At 63.2% G+C, this 24,388-nt stretch carries 19 protein-coding genes; 9 read left to right on the top strand and 10 right to left on the bottom strand.

All coding sequences use genetic code 11. The features are described from left to right. Window positions 1–42: 42 nt before the first annotated feature. From GGQ67_RS00285 to GGQ67_RS00275, 3 genes are all read right to left on the bottom strand, one after another. Window positions 43–1,956, bottom strand: coding sequence for a monovalent cation:proton antiporter-2 (CPA2) family protein (locus GGQ67_RS00285; protein WP_183898191.1), 1,914 nt, complete (start codon window positions 1,954–1,956; stop codon window positions 43–45). After that, window positions 1,949–2,566, bottom strand: a complete 618-nt coding sequence (locus tag GGQ67_RS00280; RefSeq protein WP_183898190.1) for an NAD(P)H-dependent oxidoreductase — start codon at window positions 2,564–2,566, stop codon at window positions 1,949–1,951. The genes GGQ67_RS00285 and GGQ67_RS00280 overlap by 8 nt, the downstream gene beginning before the upstream one ends. Window positions 2,567–2,752: 186 nt before the next feature. Next, window positions 2,753–2,998 carry a DUF982 domain-containing protein gene (locus tag GGQ67_RS00275; RefSeq protein WP_183898189.1) on the bottom strand — a complete coding sequence of 82 codons (246 nt, stop codon included), beginning with the start codon at window positions 2,996–2,998 and terminating at the stop codon, window positions 2,753–2,755. A gap of 217 nt (window positions 2,999–3,215) precedes the next feature. Between GGQ67_RS00275 and GGQ67_RS00270 the strand changes: the two genes are divergently transcribed. The 4 genes from GGQ67_RS00270 to GGQ67_RS00255 all read left to right on the top strand — a co-directional run bounded on the left by GGQ67_RS00270 (window position 3,216) and on the right by GGQ67_RS00255 (window position 8,538). Continuing rightward, complete coding sequence (locus tag GGQ67_RS00270) at window positions 3,216–5,264, top strand: NADH:flavin oxidoreductase (RefSeq protein WP_183898188.1); 2,049 nt, start codon at window positions 3,216–3,218, stop codon at window positions 5,262–5,264. 195 nt (window positions 5,265–5,459) lie between these two features. Beyond that, window positions 5,460–6,461, top strand: coding sequence for an ABC transporter substrate-binding protein (locus tag GGQ67_RS00265; RefSeq protein ID WP_183898187.1), 1,002 nt, complete (start codon window positions 5,460–5,462; stop codon window positions 6,459–6,461). A gap of 111 nt (window positions 6,462–6,572) precedes the next feature. Then, on the top strand, window positions 6,573–7,460 hold the full coding sequence (locus GGQ67_RS00260; protein WP_183898186.1) for an ABC transporter permease: 888 nt from the start codon (window positions 6,573–6,575) through the stop codon (window positions 7,458–7,460). Then, window positions 7,453–8,538, top strand: coding sequence for a quaternary amine ABC transporter ATP-binding protein (locus GGQ67_RS00255; protein WP_183898185.1), 1,086 nt, complete (start codon window positions 7,453–7,455; stop codon window positions 8,536–8,538). The genes GGQ67_RS00260 and GGQ67_RS00255 overlap by 8 nt, the downstream gene beginning before the upstream one ends. A gap of 86 nt (window positions 8,539–8,624) precedes the next feature. On the opposite strand, the gene GGQ67_RS00250 is transcribed toward GGQ67_RS00255, so the two are convergent. Beyond that, window positions 8,625–9,800 (bottom strand): hypothetical protein, encoded by a 1,176-nt coding sequence (locus tag GGQ67_RS00250; RefSeq protein ID WP_210279487.1) that lies wholly within the window; start codon window positions 9,798–9,800, stop codon window positions 8,625–8,627. Between the two features lie 400 nt (window positions 9,801–10,200). Between GGQ67_RS00250 and GGQ67_RS00245 the strand changes: the two genes are divergently transcribed. After that, window positions 10,201–11,274 carry an ROK family transcriptional regulator gene (locus tag GGQ67_RS00245; protein WP_183898184.1) on the top strand — a complete coding sequence of 358 codons (1,074 nt, stop codon included), beginning with the start codon at window positions 10,201–10,203 and terminating at the stop codon, window positions 11,272–11,274. A 5-nt stretch (window positions 11,275–11,279) separates the two neighbouring features. On the opposite strand, the gene GGQ67_RS00240 is transcribed toward GGQ67_RS00245, so the two are convergent. The 6 genes from GGQ67_RS00240 to GGQ67_RS00215 all read right to left on the bottom strand — a co-directional run bounded on the left by GGQ67_RS00240 (window position 11,280) and on the right by GGQ67_RS00215 (window position 20,654). After that, a complete protein-coding gene (locus GGQ67_RS00240) occupies window positions 11,280–12,524 on the bottom strand; it encodes an ROK family transcriptional regulator (RefSeq protein ID WP_183898183.1) in 1,245 nt (414 codons plus the stop codon). 131 nt (window positions 12,525–12,655) lie between these two features. Then, entirely contained in the window at window positions 12,656–15,676 is a 3,021-nt protein-coding gene (locus tag GGQ67_RS00235) for an alpha-mannosidase (protein ID WP_183898182.1), read from the bottom strand. 27 nt (window positions 15,677–15,703) lie between these two features. Continuing rightward, window positions 15,704–16,546 carry a carbohydrate ABC transporter permease gene (locus GGQ67_RS00230; protein WP_183898181.1) on the bottom strand — a complete coding sequence of 281 codons (843 nt, stop codon included), beginning with the start codon at window positions 16,544–16,546 and terminating at the stop codon, window positions 15,704–15,706. Further along, window positions 16,543–17,475, bottom strand: a complete 933-nt coding sequence (locus GGQ67_RS00225) for a carbohydrate ABC transporter permease (protein ID WP_183898180.1) — start codon at window positions 17,473–17,475, stop codon at window positions 16,543–16,545. The genes GGQ67_RS00230 and GGQ67_RS00225 overlap by 4 nt, the downstream gene beginning before the upstream one ends. 85 nt (window positions 17,476–17,560) lie before the next feature. After that, window positions 17,561–18,844: an extracellular solute-binding protein gene (locus GGQ67_RS00220; RefSeq protein WP_183898835.1), complete on the bottom strand. Its 1,284-nt coding sequence runs from the start codon at window positions 18,842–18,844 to the stop codon at window positions 17,561–17,563. Between the two features lie 481 nt (window positions 18,845–19,325). Then, the gene (locus GGQ67_RS00215; protein ID WP_183898179.1) at window positions 19,326–20,654 is read right to left on the bottom strand and encodes an aminotransferase-like domain-containing protein; all 1,329 of its coding nucleotides are present in this window, start codon (window positions 20,652–20,654) and stop codon (window positions 19,326–19,328) included. Between the two features lie 102 nt (window positions 20,655–20,756). On the opposite strand from GGQ67_RS00215, the gene GGQ67_RS00210 reads away from it, so the two are divergent. From GGQ67_RS00210 to GGQ67_RS00195, 4 genes are read left to right on the top strand one after another with little or no spacing between them, the layout of a single operon-like run. After that, on the top strand, window positions 20,757–21,731 hold the full coding sequence (locus tag GGQ67_RS00210; RefSeq protein WP_183898178.1) for a type 2 periplasmic-binding domain-containing protein: 975 nt from the start codon (window positions 20,757–20,759) through the stop codon (window positions 21,729–21,731). A 40-nt stretch (window positions 21,732–21,771) separates the two neighbouring features. Next, entirely contained in the window at window positions 21,772–22,662 is an 891-nt protein-coding gene (locus tag GGQ67_RS00205; protein WP_183898177.1) for an ABC transporter substrate-binding protein, read from the top strand. After that, window positions 22,659–23,591: an amino acid ABC transporter permease gene (locus GGQ67_RS00200; protein WP_183898176.1), complete on the top strand. Its 933-nt coding sequence runs from the start codon at window positions 22,659–22,661 to the stop codon at window positions 23,589–23,591. Before GGQ67_RS00205 ends, GGQ67_RS00200 begins: the two co-directional genes overlap by 4 nt. Continuing rightward, on the top strand, window positions 23,588–24,367 hold the full coding sequence (locus tag GGQ67_RS00195) for an amino acid ABC transporter ATP-binding protein (protein ID WP_281393471.1): 780 nt from the start codon (window positions 23,588–23,590) through the stop codon (window positions 24,365–24,367). Before GGQ67_RS00200 ends, GGQ67_RS00195 begins: the two co-directional genes overlap by 4 nt. The last annotated feature ends 21 nt before the right edge of the window (window positions 24,368–24,388 follow it).

Below are 24,388 nucleotides of genomic sequence, written 5' to 3'. Positions count from 1 at the left end.
ATCGACGATAGGAGCCTGTCCGCAAAGCCGGCCCGCTGATCATTAATCGATGTTCTTCTCCAGTTGTTCAGCCGCGATATCGGGCGGCGTCCAGCCGCGCTCGGCCTTCTCGCCGAGCGCGCTTCGGTCTCCCATCATCGCCTGCTCCAGCAGGTCGGCGATTTCCTTGGCCTTGGCTACATATTCCTCATTGTCGTACACCTCGACGTCCTCCCGCCACAGGGGCGCGAGTTTGCGAAGGCCTCGGACGTCCTGCCGGACGAACACCGCCTTGCTTTTCTCGACGTCGTAGGGATGCATGCCGAGCCCCCGCAGCGCGTAGCCGGCGGCGCGCACGGAGCTGTCGAAGACCTCGCGAACGATATCGTGCGCGCCGGCCTCGTAGAGCCGGTAGACGGTGGTGCGGTCGAAGGCGCGAGCGATGATGCGGATGTTCGGGTTCTCGCGGCGCGCATGCTTGACGATCTCGATCGCCCGTTCCGGATCGTCGATCGCCACCACCAGGACCTTGGCCTCGTGAAGTCCGGCCGAATGCAACAGGTCAGGGCGGCTGGCGTCGCCGAAGAAAGATCGGACGCCGAACTTGCGCAGGCCATCGATGACCTCGGCCTGGTGGTCCAGCACGATCGTCTTGTAGCCATTGGCGAGAAGCATGCGGTTGACGATCTGCCCGAAGCGGCCAAGGCCGGCGATGATGACGGAACCCGGCTCGGGTATCTCGTCGGCCTCTTCTTCCTGCCGCCGGTCGAAGCGCGGCACGATCAGCCTGTCGAAGATGATGAAGAGGGCTGGCGTGAATAGCATGGAAACCGCGACGACGAGCAAAAGGATCGCTGCCAGATCGGGCGGTAGGACAGCGCTTTGCACTGTGAACGAAATCAGCACGAAACCGAATTCGCCGGCCTGCGCCAGCCCAAGCGCGAAGAGCCAGCGATCGGGCCCGCGCAGTTTGAAAACGAAGGCCAGCGCGAAGAGAACGATGGCCTTGAGGAGCATGACACCAAGCGTGATCCCAAGCACGGCCCAGATTTGCGCGTAGAGCAGCGAAAAGTCGATGCTGGCGCCGACGGTGATGAAGAACAGGCCGAGCAGCAATCCCTTGAACGGCTCGATATCGCTCTCGAGCTCGTGGCGGAATTCGCTGTTGGCGAGCACGACGCCGGCGAGGAACGTGCCGAGCGCCGGCGACAGGCCAACGACGGTCATCAGCAGCGCGATGCCGACGATCAGTAACAGCGCCGCGGCGGTGAAGATTTCGCGCAGCTTGGAGCGGGCAATGAGGCGGAAGATCGGCCGCGACAGATAGTGGCCGGCGGCGATGACGAAGGCGACGGCGACGATCGTCACCAGCGTTACCTGCCAGCCGGGCAGCCCATCGACCAGGCTGAGCGATCCATGACCGCCGCCTTCGGCATTGCCGGCAAGCGGGCGCCGCGCGAGCTCCGGTAGCGCCAGAAGCGGGATGAAGGCCAGCATGGGAATGACGGCGATATCCTGGAACAGCAGCACGGAGAAGCTACACTGTCCGCCCGACGAGCGCAGCAGGCCCTTTTCGCCGAGCGTCTGCAGCACGATCGCGGTCGAGGACAGCGAGAAGATGAAGCCGATGGTGAGCGCAACGCTCCAGACCTGGCCGAGAAGCATGGCGCCGCCCATGACCACGAGTGCGGTGACGACAACCTGCAATCCGCCCAGCCCGAGCAGCTTGGAGCGCATTTCCCACAACGCGCGCGGCTGCAGCTCGAGGCCGACGAGAAACAGCATCATCACGACACCGAACTCGGCGAAACGCTGCAGGTCCTGCGTTTCGTTGCCGACCAGATGCAGGGCCGGGCCGATGACGATACCGGCGATCAGATAGCCGAGCACGGAACCAAGCCCCAGCCTCTTGGCGATCAGCACGGAGACGACGGCGGCCAGCAGATAGATGAAGGCCTGGAAAATGAAGCTATTCATGGGGCGTGCTCTCACGAAGCGGAAGCGTTTCGGCGCTCAGCAACTCCATTCGGGCGGCGGCGTCGATGTCGAAGGTTTCGTCGCGCAAGGCTTGGAGCAGCCGCCCGTATCCCTCCAGATGCGGATCGGCCCGGCCGTCGCCGCGCGCATCGTGCGCGGAAAACAGCGCGTATGGCGCGATGAAGCGCATCCGGCAGAGATTTGCCGTCTGCTCCAGCGGCGAAAGCAGAGCCCGTAGACGGAAGTGATTGCGGCCTTCTTCGGTGTAGGCGTGATCCGGGCCGCCGGCGGTGATTACGGGCAGGAACACCTTGCCCGCCAGCTTGTCTCCCGTGTGACCATAGGCGAAGCCGTATTCCAGCACCAGGTCCTGCCACTCCTTCAGAATGGATGGCGTCGAGTACCAGTAGATCGGAAACTGGAAGATGATCACATCGTGCTTCAAAAGCCGGTCCTGCTCCACATCGATGTCGATATCGAGCTTTGGATAGTCGGCGTAGAGGTCGACGAAGGTGACGCCTTCGATACCGCCGGCGATCTTGGCCATCAGGATATTGACGCGCGAATGGCGCTGTCCGGGGTGAGCGAAGAGCACGAGCACCTTGGCCATGTATGGGCTCCCATCTGAATTCGAAGTGCGTGAGATCCGGGGCCGGATCGGCTCTACCTGTTCAGTTTGCTCTGGCAAGTCAACCATGATTTCATCGGCATGGCACCCGCCCATCGTTCGGGCGCTCAAGGAAAAAGCGCCGGGCGTGTTCGCGGCCGGCGCTTCCAGTTTTTCCCAAGTGAATGATCAGCCTTCGATCTGAAGGTTGGCATCCCGCGCCGCGGCGATCAGGGCCTGCCTCGCATGGCCGCCGCCACGTTTTCCCTCCATCACGGCGGCGCACGCCTTGAGCGCGCGGACGAACGCGTCACCTGTCAGCACCGGCCATTTGTCGGCGAGCAGCCAAGCCGCGTCGCGTGCGCTTTTCACGACGTATTTCACCGAGCCGATCGCGATTGTCAGCGGTCTTTTCCAAGGCTTTTCATCAGTCATGCATCACCTCATCGGCGGCCTTAACGCCGGCCGGCGGATTTGGTTCCGCTCTCAACGTCAGATGAGGCGACGCTCATAAAGCATCTGCTGGACGAGCATCGTGTCGCGCAAAAATCGCGGCGCGACGCATTGGGGGCGTTTGATGGCGTTTTTGTTCATCGCACACGGCGTCGTTTTGAGTGAAGATCAGCTCTTCTCTTATTGGTGGTGCAGATCGATGGCTTCGCAGGATCCCCTACTTCAACCATTCCAATTGAAACATCTCGTACTGAAGAACCGGCTGATGTCGACCGCGCACGAGCCGGCCTATTCGGAAGATGGCATGCCGACCGACCGCTATCGGCTCTATCATCTCGAAAAGGCAAAGGGTGGCATCGCTTTGACCATGACGGCCGGCTCGGCGGTGGTCTCGCCGGATTCTCCACCAGCCTTCGGCAACCTGCACGCCTATCGCGACGAAATCGTGCCATGGCTGAAGCGGTTGTCCGACGACTGTCACGAGCACGGTACGGCCGTGATGATCCAGCTCACTCATCTCGGCCGCCGCACCGGCTGGAACAAGGGTGACTGGCTGCCGGTGCTGGCGCCAAGTCCGATCCGCGAACCCGCCCACCGCGCATTCCCCAAGGAGGCCGAGGATTGGGATATCGAACGGGTCGTCGACGACTATGTTTCGGCCGCGCAGCGCATGCAGGCCGCGGGCCTCGATGGCATCGAGTTCGAGGCCTACGGCCACCTGATGGACGGCTTCTGGTCGCCGGCCACCAACATGCGCGAGGACGAATTCGGTGGCGGGCTCGAGAACCGGATGCGTTTCTCGACGATAGTGACGGAGGCCGTGCGCAAGGCCGTCGGTCCCGATTTCATCGTCGGCATCCGTCTGGTCGCCGACGAACAGTGGGACAAGGGGCTGTCGCGCGAGGAAGGGGTGGAGATCGCCAGAAGGCTGGTGGCGGGCGGATCGATCGACTTTCTCAATGTCATTCGTGGCCATATCGACACCGACGCCGCGCTCAACAACGTCATCCCCATCCAGGGCATGCCGTCCGCGCCGCATCTGGATTTCGCCGGCGAGGTCAGGGCGGCCACCAAATTTCCGGTGTTCCATGCCGCCCGCATTTCCGACGTCGCGACAGCGCGCCACGCGATCTCCGAAGGCAAGCTCGACATGGTCGGCATGACGCGTCCTCATATCGCCGATCCGCACATCGTCAGAAAGATAGAGGCCGGCGAGGAGGCGCGCATCCGTCCATGCGTCGGCGCGACCTACTGTCTCGATCGCATCTACGAGGGCGGCGAGGCGCTCTGTATTCACAATGCGGTCACGGGCCGCGAAACGGAACTGTCGCACGAGACCGCCGCCGCTGCGTCGCCGCGGCGGGCGGTGGTCGTGGGGGCAGGGCCGGCCGGGCTTGAGGCCGCGCGCGTGCTGGCCGAGCGTGGCCACAAGATCGACCTTCTGGAGGCGAGCGGCGAGGCCGGTGGGCAGATCAATCTTCTGGTCCGCAATCCAAGGCGGCGCGAGATGGTCGGTATTGTCGACTGGCGCCTGGAGGAACTCGAGCGTCTCGGGGTCGCGATACACTACAACGTCTTTGCCGGAGGCGACGACGTCCTGGCCTTCGAGCCGGATCTGGTCGTGGTGGCGACCGGGGGCATCGCGCAGTCGCCGGCGCTCGATGCCGGTGACGGTGACGGGCTGGTCACCTCGTCATGGGATATCCTTGCCGGCTCGACGAAGCCGGGCGACACCGTGCTTCTGTTCGACGACAATGGCGGCCATCCCGGCATGTCGGCTGCCGAGGTCATCGCCGCGACCAGCGCGGAACTCGAATTGGTGTCGCCGGAGCGCTTCTTCGCGCCCGAGATCGGCGGCATGAACCATGTGCCATATGCGAAGGTCTTCGCCGAAAAGAACGTCAGGGTGACGATCAACACGCGGCTGAAATCGGTGCGCCGCGATGGCAACCAGTTGGTGGCCGTCCTCGGCTCCGACTACGCCGAAGCGACGGAGTGGGAGCGCCGGGTGTCGCAGGTCGTCGTCGAGCATGGCACGATGGCAAATGCCGATCTCTACTTCGAGCTGAAGCCGCTGTCGCGCAATCTGGGCGCGGTGGACTACGGCGCCTTGATCGCGAGACGGGCGCCATTGCCACAGCGCAATCCGCAAGGGCGTTTCGATCTCGTTCGAATCGGTGATGCCGTGGCGAGCCGCAATATCCATGCCGCGATCTACGAAGCCTTCCGTTTCGCATCACTTCTTTGAGATCAGGTGCGACAAGGATGATCTTATTGCGACTGCCGTTCCATCAGAACATTGAAAGAAACCTCCAATGCGCCATTTTTTGACGCAATCGGAATGGCGCATGCCGAGCCAATGACGGCTCAATGGGGAGGCTGGCGGACGCGGTGCTGCCGGCGCCCGGGTTCACGTTGCACCGCGACCAGAGGGAAAAAGAAAATGAAAATGCTTTTGGCTTCCACCGTCCTCGCCGCCGGCCTGCTTGGTCTTGGCGGTGCTGCATCCGCCGCCGAATGTGGTGATGTCACCATCGCCAACATGAACTGGCAGTCCGCTGAAGTGGCGGCGAACATCGACAAGCTGATCCTCGAGGCGGGTTATGGCTGCAAGGCCGAACTGGTTGTCGGCGATACCGTCCCGACGCTCACCTCCATGGCCGAAAAGGGCCAGCCCGATATCGCGCCGGAGGCCTGGGTCAGCCTGCAGCCCGAGATCGTCAACCGCGGTCTGACCGACGGAAAGTTCATCAAGGCCGCGAAGATTCTCTCCGACGGCGCCATCCAGGGCTGGTGGATTCCGAAATATTTCGCCGACGCCAATCCCGACATCAAGACGATCCCAGACCTGATGAAGCGTCCGGATCTCTTCCCTGCGCCTGAAGACAAGAGCAAGGGTGCCGTCTTCAACGGTCCGCAGGGCTGGGGCGGCACGGTCGTGACCGCGCAACTCTTCAAGGCATACGGCGGCGACAAGGCCGGCTTCACGCTTGTCGATACCGGCTCGGCCGCGGGCCTCGACGGCTCGATCGCCAAGGCCTACGAAGCCAAGCAGCCATGGGTCGGCTACTACTGGGCGCCGACAGCACTGCTCGGCAAGTACGAGATGGTGAAGCTCGGCTATGGCGCGGAATATGACGCCGCCGAGTGGAAGCGTTGCACCTCGGTCGCCGATTGCGCCGATCCGAAGGAAAACGCATGGCCGGCCGACAATGTCGAGACGCTGGTCACCAAGACCTTCGCCGATCGCGCGGGTCCCGATGTCGTCGGCTACCTCAACAAGCGCGCCTGGACCAACGATACCGTCAACAAGCTGATCGCCTGGATGTCGGACAACCAGGCCAGCGGCGAGGAAGGCGCGAAGTATTTCCTGAAGAACAATGAAGCGCTGTGGACCACCTGGGTTTCGCCAGAGGTCGCAACGAAGATCAAGGCTTCGCTCTAAGCGCCGCATCGACAGCGGGCGGCCCCGATTGTGGGACGCCGCCCGCCTACACACCGGCGAGACGGCCAACAATAATCAAAGCCGCCGCCGATTTTGTCATGGGGAACCGACATGGATTGGCTCTGGAAATTTCCGTCGATGGACGAGGACATGCTGCGCGCCTTGAAGAAGAGCGTGGACGAAGGCTTTCGCGCCTTCACACGCGGCTATGGCAGCGGCATCGAAAACCTGTTCAGCCCGCTGCAAAGCTTTCTGATCTGGGCTGAACGCCTGATGACGGGCATGCCATGGCCGCTGGTGATCGCGCTCATCGGCGCGATCGCGTGGCTTGCGACGCGCAGCTGGCGGATCGTCGTCGGCTGTATCGTCACGCTGCTGCTGATCGGCTATTTCGATATGTGGGACGACACGATGAAGACGGTCTCGATGATCTTCGTCTGCACCGTGCTCTCGATCGCGATCGGCATTCCGATTGGCATCGCCATGTCGCGCTCGGATCGGCTGCAGAAGATCATCAACCCGATCCTCGACGTCATGCAGACGATGCCGAGCTTCGTCTATCTCATTCCCGTCGTCATGCTGCTCGGCATCGGCCGCGTGCCCGGGGTCATCGCCGTCGTCATCTACGCGCTCCCGCCGATGATCAGGCTCACCAATCTCGGCATCCGCATGGTCGATCGCGATGTGCTCGAGGCAGCCGACGCCTTCGGGTCGTCCAGCTGGCAGAAGCTGCGCAACGTGCAGCTGCCTCTGGCGCTGCCGACGATCATGGCCGGCATCAACCAGACGATCATGATGGCGCTCGCCATGGTGGTCATCGCCTCGATGATCGGCGTGCAGGGTCTCGGCCAGCCGGTCTTGAAGGCCATCGCCAACCAGTATTTCACGCTCGGCGTCTTCAATGGTCTCGCCATCGTCGGCATCGCCATCATCTTCGACCGCATCAGCCAGGCCTACGGTCTGCGTCTGCAGAAGCACCGGGAGGTCGTCCATGGCTAGCCAGTCGATCAATATCCGCAGCCTTTACAAGATCTTCGGCCCTCGCGCGCGCGATTTCGTCGAACCCGTCATGCGCGGGATGTCGAAGACCGAGCTCAACCGGGAACACGGTCATGTCCTCGGCCTGAAGGACATCAACATCACCATCCCCGGTGGCGGCATCACGGTCATCATGGGTCTGTCAGGCTCGGGCAAATCCACGCTGATCCGCCACATCAACCGCCTGATCGATCCGACCGCGGGCGAGGTTCGCTATGGCGACGTCGATGTCTGTCGCATGGACAAGGAGCAGCTGCGCCAGTTCCGCCAGAAGAAGACCGCCATGGTCTTCCAGAAATTCGGCCTGCTGCCGCATCGAAACGTGTTGCAGAACACTGTCTACGGCCTTGAAATTCAAGGCGTCGGGAAGGACGAGCGCGAGGAACGCGCGCAGCACTGGATCAAGCGCGTCGGCCTCGAAGGCTTCTCCAATCACTATCCCAATCAGCTGTCGGGTGGGATGCAGCAGCGCGTCGGCCTTGCCCGCGCGCTGACCAACGATGCCGAGATCCTGCTCATGGACGAGGCCTATTCGGCGCTTGATCCGTTGATCCGCGTCGACATGCAGACCGTGCTGCTCGACCTGCAGAAGGAGCTGAAGAAGACCGTGGTCTTCATCACCCACGACCTAGACGAGGCATTGCGGCTTGGCGACCGGATCGCCATCCTCAGGGACGGCGAGGTGATACAGCAGGGCACTTCGGCCGATATCGTGCTGAGACCCGCCGACGAGTACATCACCGCCTTCGTCAAGGAAGTGAACCGCGCAAGGGTCATCCAGGTCGATGCCGTCATGGCGCCGCCAACAGCATCGGCCAAGTCCGCCCTGCGCATTCCCGCCGGCACGACCGTCGAGGAAGCCCTGCGGCAGCTATCGGCCGCGAACGCGACAATGGCCGCCGTCGTGTCCGGCGATGGACAGGAGATCGGCAGCGTCAGCATGGGCGAACTGATCCGCTGCCTCGTCGGTCAGGAGCCGGGCACATCGCAGCAGGCCTCGCCGGCGGCCGTGGCCGAGGCGATGTCGGCGATCCCGTGATCGGCGGCGAAGCAGTGTCGCACTGACTTGAAGGGTGCGCGGTCGGCGAAAGCCACGGCCGCGCATTTCTCTTTCAGCCCAATCGCTTAGGTGCGCGCGATCCAGTCCTGGTTGAAATCGGCGAAGGATGCGGCGGGGAGCGGCCCGGCGGTCATCAGCGTGAAGTCGAACGCGGAACGCAGATCGGAGCCCAGCACGTATTGGCGGTGCACGCGCAGGAGGTCTCGGCGGATCTTGCGATAGTGTTCCTTCGTCAGCATGTGGCGCATGCGGATCGTGGCGATCGACGCCTGCGGCGCGTCGGCGTGTCCGCACAGTGCCACGACTCGTGACTTGTAGAAATGGATGACGTCGGTCAGACAGTGGATCTCCAGCCAGAATATCTGGCTGTTCCGCGCGATCGCGCCAACTCTTGCCCGCAGGCTCCTGGCGGATCGCAACAGGGCACATTGCAGAATGGCGCCGCCGAGCGTTACGAAGACCACCCGCTTGTCGGCGAAAAGCTCGGGCTCATCCTCCACCAGCATGCCGACGACATGGCAGGCGACGCTCGATCCCATGCTGTGCGAGGTGATCACATACTCGTCCGCATCCTCGCGCAACGCGTCCCGCACGCGCGCCTTGCACCGGTCTAGCCATCGAACGATGGCGGGATCGTCGAGCTTTGCCAGTGCGACAGCCAGATCCCAGTCCGCGAAGAGATGCAGCGTGTGGAATCTGGCGGCGAAGGTAAGGAAGACGAAGCGGAAGAAGACAACGGCGAGCAACACGCTCCAGAGCAAGTTCCAGCGCTGAAGGCCGAGAAGAGAAGGAGCGGCTGCGATCGTGGCGCTGAGCGCCAGCGCCAGCAGGACCAGCGCGAATGGAAATACGAAGAACAATCCGAAGCGCCAGGCATGCCGGAAATAGCCGACAAGCCCGCCCTGGACGATGACGCGGGCGGCGCTCGCGTATCCCGACGCGAGGCGCTGTATCAGAGCCTTGTCGCTATATCTGCGCACGAGTTCGTTGTGGTCGAAAACGAAGACGCGGGTCGACGTCGTTTCCTTCTCCGCGCCGCAGCTGACGTCGAATGGACCGCCCTCCCTGAAGGCGCCGACATTCACGTCGAGGCTCCACGCCTTGGCGCTCTGCCTGGCGGACCTTGCGTAGCGAGCGTGGTGGGCTTTCGAATCGAGTGGCTCGAAACCGGGAAAATGCAGAACGACACGTTTTTCCACGGGAGGGGTGGCCACGGGGTTGATGGCGGTTTTTTGATTCAATGTTTATGACCCTGGCGGAAAATCGGAATGCGACGACCGGCCTCTTGTCGGTGGGCCATGTCGCTCTTACGGGCGATGACGGACGGTAGACCACTGACATCCTCGGGGGCGCGCCAGTCCAGTCGCGAGGACTGAAACAGAAAACCCTAAAAAATGAGTGGTTGTTTCGAAGCTCATCTACGAGCCGACCATGGAAACAACAAGGCCTTTCACCATTCTTTTCATCAAACGCGGAGACTTTCCGCGACAAGGTCGACATTTTTCCGGTATCGCGTTGCATATCGGCGACGGCTTTCTTGCTGCTCATGGAAAATTGCGCGATATTTCAAGGGATTGGATTGCGCACAAGAGGGAGGCTGTCGGTGACCCGCGCCACGACCATGGTTCAAGGATCTCGCGGTTGAAGACGGCGCGGCGGCTTTCCGTTTCCGGCACGCCGAGGGCGCGCGGCCCGTCGGACGGACGTCCCGGCATAAGCCCTGTCGATATCGCCGATCACAACTCCCGAGCGACGCTCGGCCTTCTGCGCCGCTTCGGCCCGCTGACGCGGCAGGAGTTGTCGCGACGCCTCGGGCTCACGGAACCTGCGATCGCCGGGATAGTCCAGCGCCTGGCGACTTCAGGGCTTGTTACCGGCCGTAAGCGTGCCAGCGCGACGCGCTACGCGGCGCTGGAGTTCACGCTCTGTCCCGAGGCCGCTTCCTCGCTTGGTATCCGGATCACCCCGGAGGGAGGGGAGATCGTCGTCATCGACCTCTCCTGCACGATCCGCGCACGCATCGGCTTCACCGATGTCGACGAGATCGGCGAGGCGATCACAAGCATTCGGCATGCCGTGTCGGGCAGGCTTGCCGGCTGCGGCGTCGCGCTTGCGCCCGGGACCGTCATCGATCGCGCCGCGCTTGCAGACAGCATCGGCCAGACGGGCGGGCCGCTTTATGTTCTCGACGACAGCGAAGCCGCGATCGGCGCGGAGCGCGCGCTCGGCATCGGCGACCCGGAAGGCGGGCTGGTGACCATCCTGATCGACGAGACGGTTCGTGCCGGGCTTCTCATCGGTGGCCGGCCGTTTCGCGGTATTCATGGGCTTGCCGGCCAGATCGGCGACATGCGGTCGGGCGTGGATGGCGCGACGCTGAACGAGGTTGCGACGCTGCCCTCGCTTGAACGCCACATTGCGGCCGCAAGCGCCTCGCCGGATGCCTGGATCACGGTTGCCGCTCGCCACCTTCACGAAGCGGTTCTGGCGATCTCCGGCTTCATCGCGCCGGGCGCGATCCTTATCGGCGGATCGCTGCCCGATGGCATCCTGGCGTCGGTGATATCGAGCATGGCGCGGGAGCGGGAAGAGAAAATCCGCGATCTGGTGATCGCTCCCTGGATACCGGTGGTACAGCCGGCGACGCATCCGAAAGACGGCGTGGTGCTGGGCGCCGCCCTTCGACCTTTCAACGACACGCTGTTTCCCGCCTGACGGCGTTATCCGACCGCGACCTCTTGCGTTGCCGCGGGCCATCGTCCCGGCCCGTTCGCGAGGCCACCGATCGGATTGCGGAACCGCTGCGCCGGTTCGGCCGACGGCAGCCCGAGACGATGCGCGAGCGGAATCGCAGCGGCGCCGAGTGCCGCCGCATCCTCCGAGCCAGCCGCGCGATGCAGCGACGGCGCGTTGGCGCCGAGACGGCCAATCTCGTCATGGACATAAAGCAGCAGCTCGTCGATAACACGCACGGGAAAGCGACCACCGATGAGAACGCCCTCGGGATCGACGATCATGCCGATATGAACGACCGCCTGGGCGATCTTGACGCTGACCTTCCGCAGCCATGCGCTGACAAGCGCCCGCCCGCTTGCATCGAGCGTCAGCAGGTCGGCCGGCGTGGAAGCCTCGACGCCATTGCGCTTCAGGTGATCAAGCAGGATGAACAGCGAGAACATCTCGCCGAGCGGCTGCGTGCTGCCGGCGAACGGGCCGTCGTCGAACAGCACTGGCAGCCAGCCGATTTCGCCGCCGATCCCGCTGGCGCCCTTGTGGCGGATGCCATCGATGACAAGGCTGCCGCCCAGACAGGCATTCGCGAGGATGTAGAAGAAGCTGCCGATCTCGGTGCCGAGCCCGTATTCGATTTCGCCTAGAGCCGCCGCGTTGGCGTCGTTGTCGATGAACACGGGGTGGTCGGAGATCGCCTCCAGCGCGCCGCGCACATCATAGGCGCTCCAGCGCCGGTATTCCGTGGGAAAGCCGATGACGGGCACTTCGCCGAGCCAGTCGGGGATGGCGAGGCCGATCCCGGCCAGCCGGCTTTCCTCGATAACCTTGCGCCGCCGGAAGGAGGAGAGCGCGTCGGCCATCAGCGCCGCGAAATCATCCGGCAACAGAAACCGCGCCTCGTGATGAATGCGGCCGCGCACCGTACCGACAGCGTCGACGGCGACGATGGTGAGGTGATCGCGGTCGATATTGGCGCCGATCGAAAACACGCCTTCTGGATCGATTTCGAGCTCGATCGCCGGCTGCCCGCGCAACCCGTGCCGGCGGCGCGCCTCCATGACAAGACCCTCGTCGAGCAGGCGCTCGACAATGCGTGTCACGGCCTGCTTGGTCAGCCGCGATCGCGCCGCCAGTTCGCTGCGCGAAATCGGCCCGCCGCGATGGATCGCGCTCAGGATCATGGCCCGGTTGGCCGCCGCCGCCTGCTCAGGATTGGAACCCGAAACCTGCAACTTCCGTCTTCTCCCTGGGGCGCTGGACCTGTTGAATCGCTACAAGATCTATCGAGACTAAGTCATTGTGTCGTAAACGGAAAGAGCCCAGCCACTCGGTGACCGGGCTCCGACGATCCACTTGACGTCGCTTAGCGCGAAATGCGCCAGCTCTTGACCTGGAACGGCATCAATCCATCGACCGGCACGTCGCGCATCGGCTCTTCGAGAATGCTCACCGTTCCCTCGTTGCGCCATCCCTGCGGCAGCGTCAGACCGAAGGCGCCGCGGCGGCCGGCGGGCTCGTAGACGCGCAGGATCAGGCCATCGCCATCCTCGCACGGCTTGATCGCCGACAGCGCCGCGTCGATACCCTCGGTCTTGATCGGCTGCCACGCCCCGACGGCGCGGTCGGAGACGGCCATCGCCAGCAGCGGCTGGTTGAGGTCGTCGGCCTCCTCGCGCACGCCGCCCTCATGCCAGGAGCCCTCATGCGGCATCAGCGAGTAGGTGAAGCTCTGCAGCCCCTCATCGGCCAGCGGGTCGGGATAGATGGGCGAGCGCAGCAGCGAGAGACCGAGAACGTTGCCCCGGATGCTATGCCCATACTTGGCGTCGTTGAGGATCGCGACGCCGAAACCCGGCTCCGAGAGATCGGCGAAGCGATGCGCCGGCGCCTCGAACATCGCGGCGTCCCAGGAGGTGTTCGAGTGGGTGGGCCGCTCGACGACGCCATAGGCGCATTCGCAGGTGGCGCGCGCGTTGCGCACGGCAACATCAGTCAACGTCCGCAAGAAGGCCCGGCGGTCGTGCCAGTCGAGCTCGGTCTGGATGTCCAGCCGGCGGGCATTGGCGCCGAGCGACAGGATCTGGGTGATGCGCGAATGGCGCCAGGTGCGGACGATCTTGATCGCGGCCCGATGGGCGGTATTTTCGATCAGCTCGATGCTGTCGAGCGCGGTGATCTCCTCGCCTCGCGCGGCATAATCCTCCTCGACGTCCCAGGCGTCCCAGTTGCGCGGCTTGTCCGCCGGATAGACGAACAGCCGGTTGCCGGCGCCTTCCAGCGCCTCGCGGCCGCTCGGCTTGTGCAGGATGCTCGAAATCGAACCGTCTTTCGCCAGCGTCACCTTCAGCGTTTCGTTCTCGAGGTGGCTGCTGCTGGCTGAAAGGCCCGGCCGGGCCTTCAGCGAGGCAATGTCGATGACGGCGATGGCGAGCGGCGCGATGCTGTCGCGTGACGAGACGTGGCTGCCATCGGCCAGCGTCAGCCGCATGGGCCGTTCGTCAAGCGACGGATTGACCACCAGTACATTGCTGCCGCTTCCCGATGGCAGCTGTTTGGCGATGGCCGCGAGGGCGCTCGCCTGCGCCGCCTGGCCGTCGGCGATCACGCCGTCGAGCTCGTTGGCGCTGTCGGCATAGACTTCGGCGATCGAGGAGCCCGGCAGGATGTCGTGGAACTCGTTCTTCAGCACGACGCGCCATTCGTTCTCCAGCGAAGCAGGTTTCTCGCCGCCCATCAGATACGCCAGCCCGGCGAGTGTTTCCGCCGTGATCAGGCTGCGTTCGGCCTTGCGGTGCAGGCGCTTGACGACGCTCTGGCTGGTCAGAGTCGCGCGGTGCAGCTCGAGATAGATCTCGCCCTGCCAGGTGGTGAGCTCCTTTTCTGCGGCACTCTTGTGCGCGCCCTCGAAGAAATCGTGCACCTTCGTCCAGCGCGCGGCGGGCAATGCCGGGAAGGCGCGCAGCTGTTCCTCGCGGGCGATCATCTCCGGCGTCACGCCGCCGCCGCCATCGCCATAGCCGACGGCCAGAAGCGTCGTTTCGTGCTTGTCCTTCTGCTGGAAGTTCCGCCAGGTGGGCACGAAGCAATCCGGCTGCACAAAGCCGTTATAGCCGTGCATCGGATTGTCGAAGGTGTGGGTCAGCACCCGGCTGCCGTCGAGGCCTTCCCACCAGAAGAGGTCGGCCGGGAATTTGTTGGTCTCCGACCAGTTCACCTTGATCGTGAAGAAGCTCTTCATCCCGCCCTGGCGTAGAAGCTGGGGCAGGGCGCCGGAGAAGCCGAAGCAATCGGGCAGCCAGCACACGGTGTGGCGAACGCCGAATGTCTTTTCGAAGTAGCGCTGACCGTAGAGGATCTGGCGGCTGAGGCTTTCGCCGGTCGGCATGTTGGTGTCGGGCTCGACCCACATGCCGCCGAGCGTTTCCCATTGCCCTTCCTTCACGCGCTCGACGATGCGCTTCAGGAGTTCGGGATCGTCCTCGGCGATCTGGTTGTAGTAATGCGCCGTCGACTGGTTGAAGCGGAAGTCGGAGGACTGCTCCATCAGCGAGAGCGCCGTGTGGAAGGTGCGGCGCATCTTGCGGCGGGTCTCGCGGTAGGGCCACAGCCATGCGAGGTCGATATGCGCGTGACCGGTCAGCGCGATCTCGCCCTGCGGCGGGAAGCGCTCGCGCAGCTGCTTCAGTTCCTTGATCAACGTGTCGTAGGCCGCGACCACGCTGGCGCGCTGTCCCTGGTTGAGACTCTCGGGGGCGGTTTCGAGCTCGGGCAGCCGCCAGATCTTCTGCTGCCCGACCGATGGCGACATGCGCGCGATATAGGCTGCCGTCGATGACGGCCAGTCGAGACCGCGCATGGCCGCCTCGGCGATATCGATCAGATGCGGAATGACTTCGTGTCCCTCCAGCGTATCGACCGCCTCCGAGATCTGACGCAAGAGCAGCCACAGCCGGTCGACCGGCCCATCCAGCCACAAGAGGTTTGCCCGCTCGAGCCTGGGCGCGCGGACGGGCTCGCCGAACGGCAGGCGCGCGACCGTCTCCGAGGAGATTTTGATCCGGGGCGACGTCAGGCGGAATTCCTGGTGATAGGGATCAAGGCCAAGGCGCGTTTCGTTGCCGGCCTCGTCGGTGATGGTGATCAGGCTTTCGCCGCCGAGATTGAGGCTGAGACGCGTCTCCTCGACCGGCCAATGTTCCGGCACGCGCGCCGAGGCGGCGAAGCTCACCGTGCCATCCTTGCGCGGCCATGCGGCGCCGATCGCGATCGGTTCGCCGTCGAAGGTCCAATCGCTGATCTGGACGGTTTCACGGGCGCGCCAGTGTTCGAGTTCCGACATGCGGACGCGGATGCGGTCGAGGCGTTGGGCAAGCGTAAGCGACATGATCATATCCTGAGGTTTGAAAAGACATCAGCCCTTGACGGCACCGGCCGTCATGGCGCCGAGAATGAGGCGTTGGAGCGAAAGAAATGCGACGATGGCGGGGACGACCGACACGAGGCAGGCGGCCGCCAGAAGCTGGATGGAGCTGTCGTTCTGGGTACCGGCATACTGGAAGATGCCGACGCCGATCGGCATCAACGCTTCCTTGCTAATCAGCAGGAACGGCACGAGGAATTGCGACCAGCCGGCGATGACGGAGATGATGAAGGCGGACGCGATCCCCGGCGTCGCCAGCGGCAGAATGATCCGCCAGAAGACGCCGAAATGGCTGCAGCCATCGATCAGCGCCGCCTCGTCGAGGCTGCGCGGGATGCCGTCTATGAAGCCCTTCAAAATCCATGTGACCATCGGCACGGCAAGCGCGATATAGACCATCGTCGCGCCGAAATGGCTGTCGGTGAGGCCGATCTTGGCCATGTAGCGGTAGAGCGGCACCATGATGACGAGTGGCGAGATCATCTGGAAGGCAAGCAGCACCATCATCCACGGTCCCTTGCCGCGAAAGGGAAAGCGCGAGAAGGCATAGGCCGCCGGCAATGCCACGATCAGGCAGCCGATCGCGCTCGCGGATGACAGAAGGAGCGCGTTCCAGAGATAGCCCGCGAACTTGTCGGAGGAGAGAATCGCGATGAAATTATCCAGAGTCGGCGATTTGGGGATCAGCCTGGAGACACCGAGAAAAACCTCCTTGCGGGTGCGCAGTGCCAGCGACAGCAGCCAGACCAGCGGCCAGGCGAAGAAGAGGAAGGTGATCAGCAGGAAGAGATAGCTGAAGAAATCGCCGATGCGTTCCTGTCTCGAATTGATCATTGGGGTTCTCCCTTCGGCAGGAAGCGGGCGTAGACGAGCGCCAGGCCGAGGCTGATGACGAGCATCAGGATCGACAGAACCGCGCCTGCCGCCAGGTCGTAATTCCTGAAAACCACGTTGAAGGTATAGAGCGACAGCACCTCCGTCGCCCGGCCCGGGCCGCCGCCGGTCAGCGAGATGATCGCATCGAAGGTGTTCAGCGTCTGGATGGTGATCAGGATCATGTTGACTAGGATCGCCGCGCGCAACTGCGGCAGGGTGATGTAGATCATCCGCTGCCAGGGATTGGCGCCGTCCATTTCGGCGGCTTCGTAGAGCTCCGGGTCGATCGCCTTGATGGCGGCGTACATGACGACCATCGAAAAAGCCGTTCCGCGCCAGACGTTGGAGATGACGACCGACCACATGACCATGTTCGGATCCGACAGCCACTGAACGGGCGAGGCGCCGAGCATCCTGAGCAGGCTGTTGAGGCCGCCGAAGGGCGCTTCGTTGAACAGCATCTTCCAGATGATGCCGCCGGCTATCCCGGGTACCACCCAGGCGACCAGCGCCGTGGTGCGCACGATGGTCGAGCCGAACAGGCCCCGTTTTTCGCTGCGCACGACGACCTGTGCGATGAACAGGCCCAGCACCTGTTGGGCAACGACGCTGGAGGCGGTGAAGACAAGCGTCACCCAGAGGATCTGCAGCAATTCCGGCTTGGAGAGCGTGTTGGCGATCGTCCGCAGCGTGTATTCCTCGTCGTTGCCGACGATCGATATGTTGGTGAAGGCAAGGCGGAAGACGTCGATCAGCGGGTAGAGATAGAAGATCCCGAGAACCAGGATCAGCGGCATCAGCCAGGGCGCGGGCGAGGGGTAGAATTTTCGCGCCGCAAGCCTGCTTCCGGTAGGCGCAGTCTCGGCGGCAATGCTGAGATTGGTCATCGATCCGTCCGGTCATCTGTCATTGACGATGGCATTCCGTCATCGGTGGCGCGGGTGAGGTTGCCCCGCGCCACCGATCATCAGCTCAGCTCCGTTTGAAGGCGGTGAGCGAGGCGGTAAAGGCTTCATCGACGGCGGCTTCCGTCGCCTGGGTGCCGGTCAGCACCTTGCCCATCATGATCTGGATCTGGTTCGATATCTCGGGATAGACGGCGGCCCCCGGCCGCGCCTGTCCCACCTTGAGCGCCTCGGCGAAGGTCTTGTTCGCCGGCGTCGAGAACACCTCGTACTTCTCGTAGAGATCGGCGCGCGTCGGCAGCTGTTCCTGCAGCGCGTTGGCCGGGCCCATGTAGATTTCGCGGGCGAGGTCGGCGCAGGCCTTCACCTTGGCGGCATCCTTGCTGAAGGCGGCGACAGTCCAGCCGCCGGTGCCGGTCGAGCGCTCATTGGCGGTCGGGCCGGGGAGCGGCGAGAAGGTCCACTTCGCGAATTCCTCCTCGTCGAGCGCGGTCTTCAACTGCGCGTACTGCCAGTTGCCGCCGACGAACAGCGCCGTCGTTCCGGCGGCCGCGGCGGCATTGAAGTCGTCATAGCTGCCGAGCGTCGCGACGCGCTTGGGTGCCGCACCCGATTCCACCAGATCACGGTAGTAGTTCACGGCCTTGATGAACTTTTCGCGGTTGTCGCCTTCGCCGAAGATCGGCTTGCCCTGATCGTCGACCAGCTTGCCGCCCTGACCCCAGAAGTTGGCGAGCCAGTCGAAGGTCGTGCCTTCGTAGCGACTGCCGTTGAAAAGGATACCCTCCATGCCCTCGTCTACCGAACGCAGCGCCGCCTTCTTCAGGTCGTCCCAGGTCTGCGGCGCGTCGGGCACGATTTCCTTGTTGCGGTAGAGGACGCGCAGGTCGGTCGACCACCACCAGGCATAGATGTTGCCGTCGTCGCCGGTAATGCCCTCGCGGATGAAGGGAAACAGCTGGCCGATCTCTTCCTTGCTGAAGTACGGCGAGAAGGATTGCAGCACGCCGGATTTCTTGAAGAGCGGCAGCACGAAGGAATCGACCGCGGCGCAATCGGGCGCCGACCCGGACTTCGCCTGCTCGAGCATGCGGGCCTGCTCCTGTCCGATATCACCCGACATCATCTGCAGCTCGATCTGCCAGTCCGGACGCTTGGCGATGAAGTCGTTGAAGAGCTTGCTGTAGCCCTCGGCATAAGCAGGCTCGTTGTTGCGCGGTCCGTCGGTGGTCATGCGGAAAATCAGCTTGTTGGGCGCATCGGCCTTGCCGACGATGTCGCCCGTGATCAGGTCCTGAGCCGCCGCGACAACAGGCGCGGCCAGGAACGAACCCGCCAGAAGGGCGAGCATGATTGCCTTGTTCTTCACCAGTCTTTCCTCCCGATTCAGGATCCCATCCGAGCCGCTGCCTCCACAACAGCGGATCTCCTCCGATCCGCCGACTAGATTAAGTCACTTTTCTTTTGTGTCAAGCAGGTGGCAATGTGCGCGAGGGTGCACGCGTGGCGACAATGAGGGCATGCGCGGTTTGGGGCCTTGCATTTGCCGCCGCGGAAAAGCATTTTCCGATGAAGTGAAAGCCATCGTGAGGAAGTCTAATGCGCGCGGTTCACAGGTTCGTATCAGCCGGAGCAGTGATAATTCTGGCCGTGCTGGCGTCCGCATGCACGACCGGCGCCAACTACAACGCGGCGGACAACTACTATAATCCTCGAACGTCGGTGAACCCGGCTTGCGCCGATGGGTTCAGGCCGACCAACAACTGGACGTGCAGCTACTGACTTTCACGCCAGGCGATGGTCGGTCACACGGGTATCGCTGCGTCTGCCGATCAATCGTGCGACGCCGCAAGTGCGATCGAATCCGCAACCTCGATGCAGCGATCGGACAAGGTGGCGGTCGCCACGCGAAGGTAGTTTCCCGGCAGCAGGGAGAATTTCGTGCCGGGATGCACGGCGATCCTGCGTGCTGCAAGCGTCACCATCGCGAAGGGCTCCGAGGAGACCGGCACCCAGGCCGACAGGCCGGCGCCATGGGCCGCGTCTATGTTTCGATCGCGCAACGCCTGCACCAGGTCATGTCGCCGCTGCGCATATATCGCGCGCGCTGTCCGCACCGTCTCCTGCGTGGCCGGGTCGCGGATCAGCCAGGCGCCCGCCGCCTGCAGGATGCGGCTCGTCCAGCCGGCGCTGAAGCTGCGGAACGACTGGATCTGCTCGACGATCGGCCGCGAGCTGGAAAGGACGGCCAGGCGCAAATCCGGGCCATGGGTCTTTGACAGCGAGAAGATGTGGATCACCCGGTCAGGGAAGATATCGCCCATCGATTGTCTCGGCGCATCGGAAATGTCGCCCACACCGTCGTCCTCCACGATCAGCGTGTCGGCATCGCGCAGCACCTCGGCCAGGCTTTGCATGCGCGAGGCAGTCACGGTCTGGCCGGTGACCGAATGGATGCGTGGCTGAAAGACGAAGGCGACCGGGCGATAGGCCATCGCCTGGCGCAACGACGAGGGCAGCGGGCCCTCATGGTCGCACTCGACCGGGATGACACGCGCGCCGCGATCCTCGAGGATATCGAGCAGGCGCATCGCCGTGGGATTTTCGATCGCGACCGCGGCACCGGGCATGACAAGCGCGTTCATCAGCGTGTAGACGGCGTTGTAGCCGCCGTTGGTGGCGAGAAACGCCTCGGGCTCATAGGGCCATGTTTCTCTTACCGCCGTTTCGAGTTCGGGCAGAATGCGGTTGCGCTCATAGCTGTTCAGGTTTTCGGCGGATGCGCCATAGGCCATCGCACGCTCGAGCCTCGGCAGAAGCGTAACGTCGGGAACGGCGGCCGTCAGGTTCAGCACGTCCTCGCCATAGTTACCGGAACTCGCCAGCCGCTCGGGCTTGGCGACGAAGCGGTCGCCGCTCACCCATGTTCCGTTGCGCCCGCGACCGCTGATGATCTTCTGGCGCCGCAACTCGCTCCACGCTTCGGAGATCGTGGCCGGGCTGATGCCGAGCGCGAATGCCAGGTCGCGAATGGCCGGCAGCTTGGTGCCGACCGGGAGCGCTCCGCCCCTGATCAGTGCGCTGGTCTCGAGCGCGATGCCGCGAATTGTCCGATCGGTTATTTTTTGGGCAAACCAGGATGCGTCCCGACTATCGCTCATTTTTTACACCATATTTAATGTTCAATAACGTAATAACATTTGATCAGTATTATTTGAACATTTAACGATGCGCCATACAAGAAATTTTGAGAGTGAATGCAGATGCCGATCACACTTCGCCTTGCCCTTCGCGACTGGGACTACATGACCCCTCTCATTCTCGGCGACGTCTCGTCGTCGAAGCTCGACGTCAAGGTCGAGCGCATCGGCACCCTGGTCTCGCATGTCGGCAAGAGCGACACCTGTGACGCGGCCGAAATGTCCTTCAGTCGCTATACCCAGCTGCGTTACGATGGCGATCACAGCGTCGTCGGCATTCCGAACTTCATCATGCGCGGCTTTCGCCATCGCTGCATCATAACCATGAAGGACAGCCCGATCACTGAGCTGTCGCAGCTTGCAGGCAAGCGCATCGGCGTCACCGGCTGGCGTGATTCCGGCAACACCTGGACGCGTGCCGCCCTGCGCCGCGAAGGCGTTCAGGTGGAGGACGCGATGTGGTATGCTGGCCGCCTGACGGAAGCGCATCCTGTTGTCGATCGGCTCGACGGCTTCGGTCGCCCCGGCCGGATCGAGGCCGCCCCCGGCGAACGCCCGATGGTCGATCTGCTGCGCGAAGGCCAGCTCGACGCGATCTTCACGCCGTTCATGCCGGACGGCTATTTTGCCAATGGTTCACCTTTCCGGCAGGTTCTCGCCGATTTCCGTAGCGCCGAGCGTCGATATTTCGACGAGGTGGGATATGTACCCGGCATGCACCTCATCGGCATCAAGGCGGAGATCGTGGAAGAGAACCCCTGGATTATCGCCGAGCTGAGCCAGCTGATCGAGGAATCGCAGCGGATGTGGCTGAGCAAGCGCCGCAAATATGCCGATACGTCGCCGTGGATGTTCGACGAGCTTCTGAAGACCTCCCTCGAACTCCCTGCGAACTGGGATGAAAACGGTCTCGCCGCCAACGAGAAGATGATCGCCGATTTCTCGGCCGAGCTGCACGCCCAGGGCATTCTTGCCCGCGAAATGACGCCGCTCGAGCTTTTCCCGTTCGATACCGACGGCAGCCGTACCACCGCCTAAACGCATGCAACCACGACAGCATCAATAAAGGGGAATGAACATGTTGCTGAAGAAAATGACCTACCTCGTTCTGGCAAGCGCCGTGGCCTCCAGTGCCGCGATGGCTCAGGATGCGGCCGTGCCAAAGCCGGCGCTCAATGCCGAACTGAATGCAAGACTGCCGGATGCGATCAAGGCATCCGGCAAGATGATCTCCGTCAACAACGGTTCGTTCCCTCCCTACGAAATCGTCACCGGCACGGAAATGACCGGTGCCAGCGCCGATCTCACCGAAGCACTCGGCGCCGTCCTTGGCGTCAAGATCGAGCATGAGACGGTTGGCGGCCTGCCGGCGCTGCTCGCCGGTGTCAATTCCGGCCGCTACCAGTTCGCCTTCGGCCCCGTTGGCGACTACAAGGACCGCGAAGCATCCAACGACTTCGTCGACTGGGTGCAGGAATTCGTCGTCTTCGCGACCCAGAAGGGCAACCCGAAGGGCATCACCTCGCTCGACACCGCCTGCGGCCAGCGCATCTCGGTCATGGCCGGCGGTTCCGCCGAGCGGGTGATCAAGACCCAGTCCGACAAGTGCAAGGCCGACGGCAAGGGCCCGGTCGAAGTCCAGTCCTACACCGATCAGCCAAGCTCCATCCTCGCCGTGCGCTCCAAGCGCGCCGACGCCTTCTTCTCCTCGCAGGCGCCGCTCACCTATTTCGTCAGCCAGGCCAACGGACAGCTGGAACTGACCGGCGTCGGCCAGAAGAACGGCTTCGAGGACATCTTCCAGGGCGCCGTCGTTCCCAAGGGCTCGCCGCTCGGCCCTATCCTGATCGACGCCATCAAGGTCCTGATCGCCGACGGCAGCTATGCCGCCATCATGAAAAAGTGGGGCCTTGAGAACAACATGATCAAGGAACCCGGCCTCAATCTCGGCGGGCAGCTTCCCAAATGAGCACCAACACCACGACCAATGCACCGCCTTCGGGCGGTGCTGAGTTCCGCGACGTCGTCACCGCGCACACGCCGTTCAGAACGGGACGCCTCGTTCTCTGGGCGGTCATCGCCATCGTCGTCATCGATTTCGTCTGGATCGTCGCCAACAACGAGAATTTCGGTTGGCCGGTCGTAGCCCAATACTTCTTCGATCCGACCGTCATCAGCGGCCTCTATGTCAGCCTTGGCCTGACTGTCATCGCCATGATACTCGGTGTCGCGCTCGGCCTGATCATCGCGATCATGCGGATGTCGAAGGACCGGTTGGCGAGCGGCTTCGCCTCGCTGTTCATCTGGTTCTTCCGCGGCACGCCGCTGCTTGTCCAGCTGATCTTCTGGTACAACATGTCGACGTTGTTTCCGCAGCTGTCGATCGCCATCCCCTTCGGCCCCTCGCTCATCAGCTGGGACACCAACGCGGTGATCACGCCGATGACGGCCGCCATCGTCGGCCTGGCGCTCAACGAAGCGGCCTACATGGCCGAGATCATTCGCGGCGGCTTGCTGTCCGTCGATCGCGGCCAGGCGGAAACGGCCGAAGCCTTCGGCATGACCAAGGGCAGGGCGCTGTGGCGGATCATCATTCCGCAGGCCATGCGCTCGATCGTCCCGCCGACAGGCAACCAGCTGATCAGCATGATCAAGGCGACCTCGCTCGTCAGCGTCATCGCCATGGCCGATCTGCTCTATTCCGTGCAGTCGATCTATAACCGCACCTTCGAGATCATCCCGATGCTGCTGGTCGCCGTCATCTGGTACCTGCTCATCACCTCGGTGCTCAATATCGGCCAGAGCTACATCGAAGCCTATTACGGCCGTAGCGAGCGCCGCAATGGCGCAACGGCCAAGCCGGCCGCCGTCGCCGCCGCAGAGGAGGCAAGCCATTGACCGCCGTCTCCAATACCAAGCCGCTGGTCCAGGCGCGCAATGTCCACAAGTCCTTCGATCATCTCGAAGTTCTGAAGGGCATCGACCTCGACATCATGCCCGGCGAAGTCGTCGTCGTTCTCGGCCCGTCGGGTTCTGGCAAGTCGACCTTCCTGCGCTGTATCAACCACCTCGAATCCATCCAGAAGGGCTATATCGAGGTGGATGGCGAGCAGATCGGCTACCGGGTGCGCAAGGACCGGCTGGAGCGACTTTCGCCCAACGGCATCGCCCGCCAGCGCCGCAAGATCGGCATGGTATTCCAGCAGTTCAATCTCTACCCGCACATGACGGTGCTGCAGAACATCATCGAGGCGCCGGTCGGCGTCCACGGTGAGAACCGCAAGGCCGCGATCGAAAACGCGAAGCAGCTTCTGCAACGTGTCGGCCTGTCGGAGAAGGCGGATGCCTATCCCCGCCAGCTCTCCGGCGGGCAGCAGCAGCGCGTGGCGATCGCCCGAGCGCTGGCGATCAAGCCGAAGCTGATGCTCTTCGACGAACCGACCTCGGCACTCGATCCGGAGCTCGTCGGCGAGGTGCTCTCGACCATGCGCGATCTCGCCAAGCAGGGCCTGACGATGGTCGTCGTCACCCACGAAATCGGCTTCGCCCGCGAAGCGGCTGACCGGGTGGTGTTCATGGACGGCGGCGTCGTGGTCGAGCAGGGCAAGCCCGAGGATGTGATCGGCAATCCGCAGCATCCGCGCACGCAGGCCTTCCTGTCGCGCTTTCTCTGACGTCCGGCTCGTCCGGCCGAG

Origin of the sequence: Rhizobium metallidurans (assembly GCF_014196505.1) — a bacterium.
GTDB classification, from domain to species: Bacteria; Pseudomonadota; Alphaproteobacteria; order Rhizobiales; family Rhizobiaceae; genus Rhizobium; species Rhizobium metallidurans.
Note: the sequence above shows the minus strand (reverse complement) of the source record. Positions and strands in the feature narration are given on the sequence as shown.

What these genes read in the sequence shown, in the direction of transcription:
- GGQ67_RS00285 (WP_183898191.1), bottom strand. Translation starts at nt 1,956, where the DNA reads ATGAATAGCTTCATTTTCCAGGCCTTCATCTATCTGCTGGCCGCCGTC.
- GGQ67_RS00280 (WP_183898190.1), bottom strand. Translation starts at nt 2,566, where the DNA reads ATGGCCAAGGTGCTCGTGCTCTTCGCTCACCCCGGACAGCGCCATTCG.
- GGQ67_RS00275 (WP_183898189.1), bottom strand. Translation starts at nt 2,998, where the DNA reads ATGACTGATGAAAAGCCTTGGAAAAGACCGCTGACAATCGCGATCGGC.
- GGQ67_RS00270 (WP_183898188.1), top strand. Translation starts at nt 3,216, where the DNA reads ATGGCTTCGCAGGATCCCCTACTTCAACCATTCCAATTGAAACATCTC.
- GGQ67_RS00265 (WP_183898187.1), top strand. Translation starts at nt 5,460, where the DNA reads ATGAAAATGCTTTTGGCTTCCACCGTCCTCGCCGCCGGCCTGCTTGGT.
- GGQ67_RS00260 (WP_183898186.1), top strand. Translation starts at nt 6,573, where the DNA reads ATGGATTGGCTCTGGAAATTTCCGTCGATGGACGAGGACATGCTGCGC.
- GGQ67_RS00255 (WP_183898185.1), top strand. Translation starts at nt 7,453, where the DNA reads ATGGCTAGCCAGTCGATCAATATCCGCAGCCTTTACAAGATCTTCGGC.
- GGQ67_RS00235 (WP_183898182.1), bottom strand. Translation starts at nt 15,676, where the DNA reads ATGTCGCTTACGCTTGCCCAACGCCTCGACCGCATCCGCGTCCGCATG.
- GGQ67_RS00230 (WP_183898181.1), bottom strand. Translation starts at nt 16,546, where the DNA reads ATGATCAATTCGAGACAGGAACGCATCGGCGATTTCTTCAGCTATCTC.
- GGQ67_RS00225 (WP_183898180.1), bottom strand. Translation starts at nt 17,475, where the DNA reads ATGACCAATCTCAGCATTGCCGCCGAGACTGCGCCTACCGGAAGCAGG.
- GGQ67_RS00220 (WP_183898835.1), bottom strand. Translation starts at nt 18,844, where the DNA reads ATGCTCGCCCTTCTGGCGGGTTCGTTCCTGGCCGCGCCTGTTGTCGCG.
- GGQ67_RS00215 (WP_183898179.1), bottom strand. Translation starts at nt 20,654, where the DNA reads ATGAGCGATAGTCGGGACGCATCCTGGTTTGCCCAAAAAATAACCGAT.
- GGQ67_RS00210 (WP_183898178.1), top strand. Translation starts at nt 20,757, where the DNA reads ATGCCGATCACACTTCGCCTTGCCCTTCGCGACTGGGACTACATGACC.
- GGQ67_RS00205 (WP_183898177.1), top strand. Translation starts at nt 21,772, where the DNA reads ATGTTGCTGAAGAAAATGACCTACCTCGTTCTGGCAAGCGCCGTGGCC.
- GGQ67_RS00200 (WP_183898176.1), top strand. Translation starts at nt 22,659, where the DNA reads ATGAGCACCAACACCACGACCAATGCACCGCCTTCGGGCGGTGCTGAG.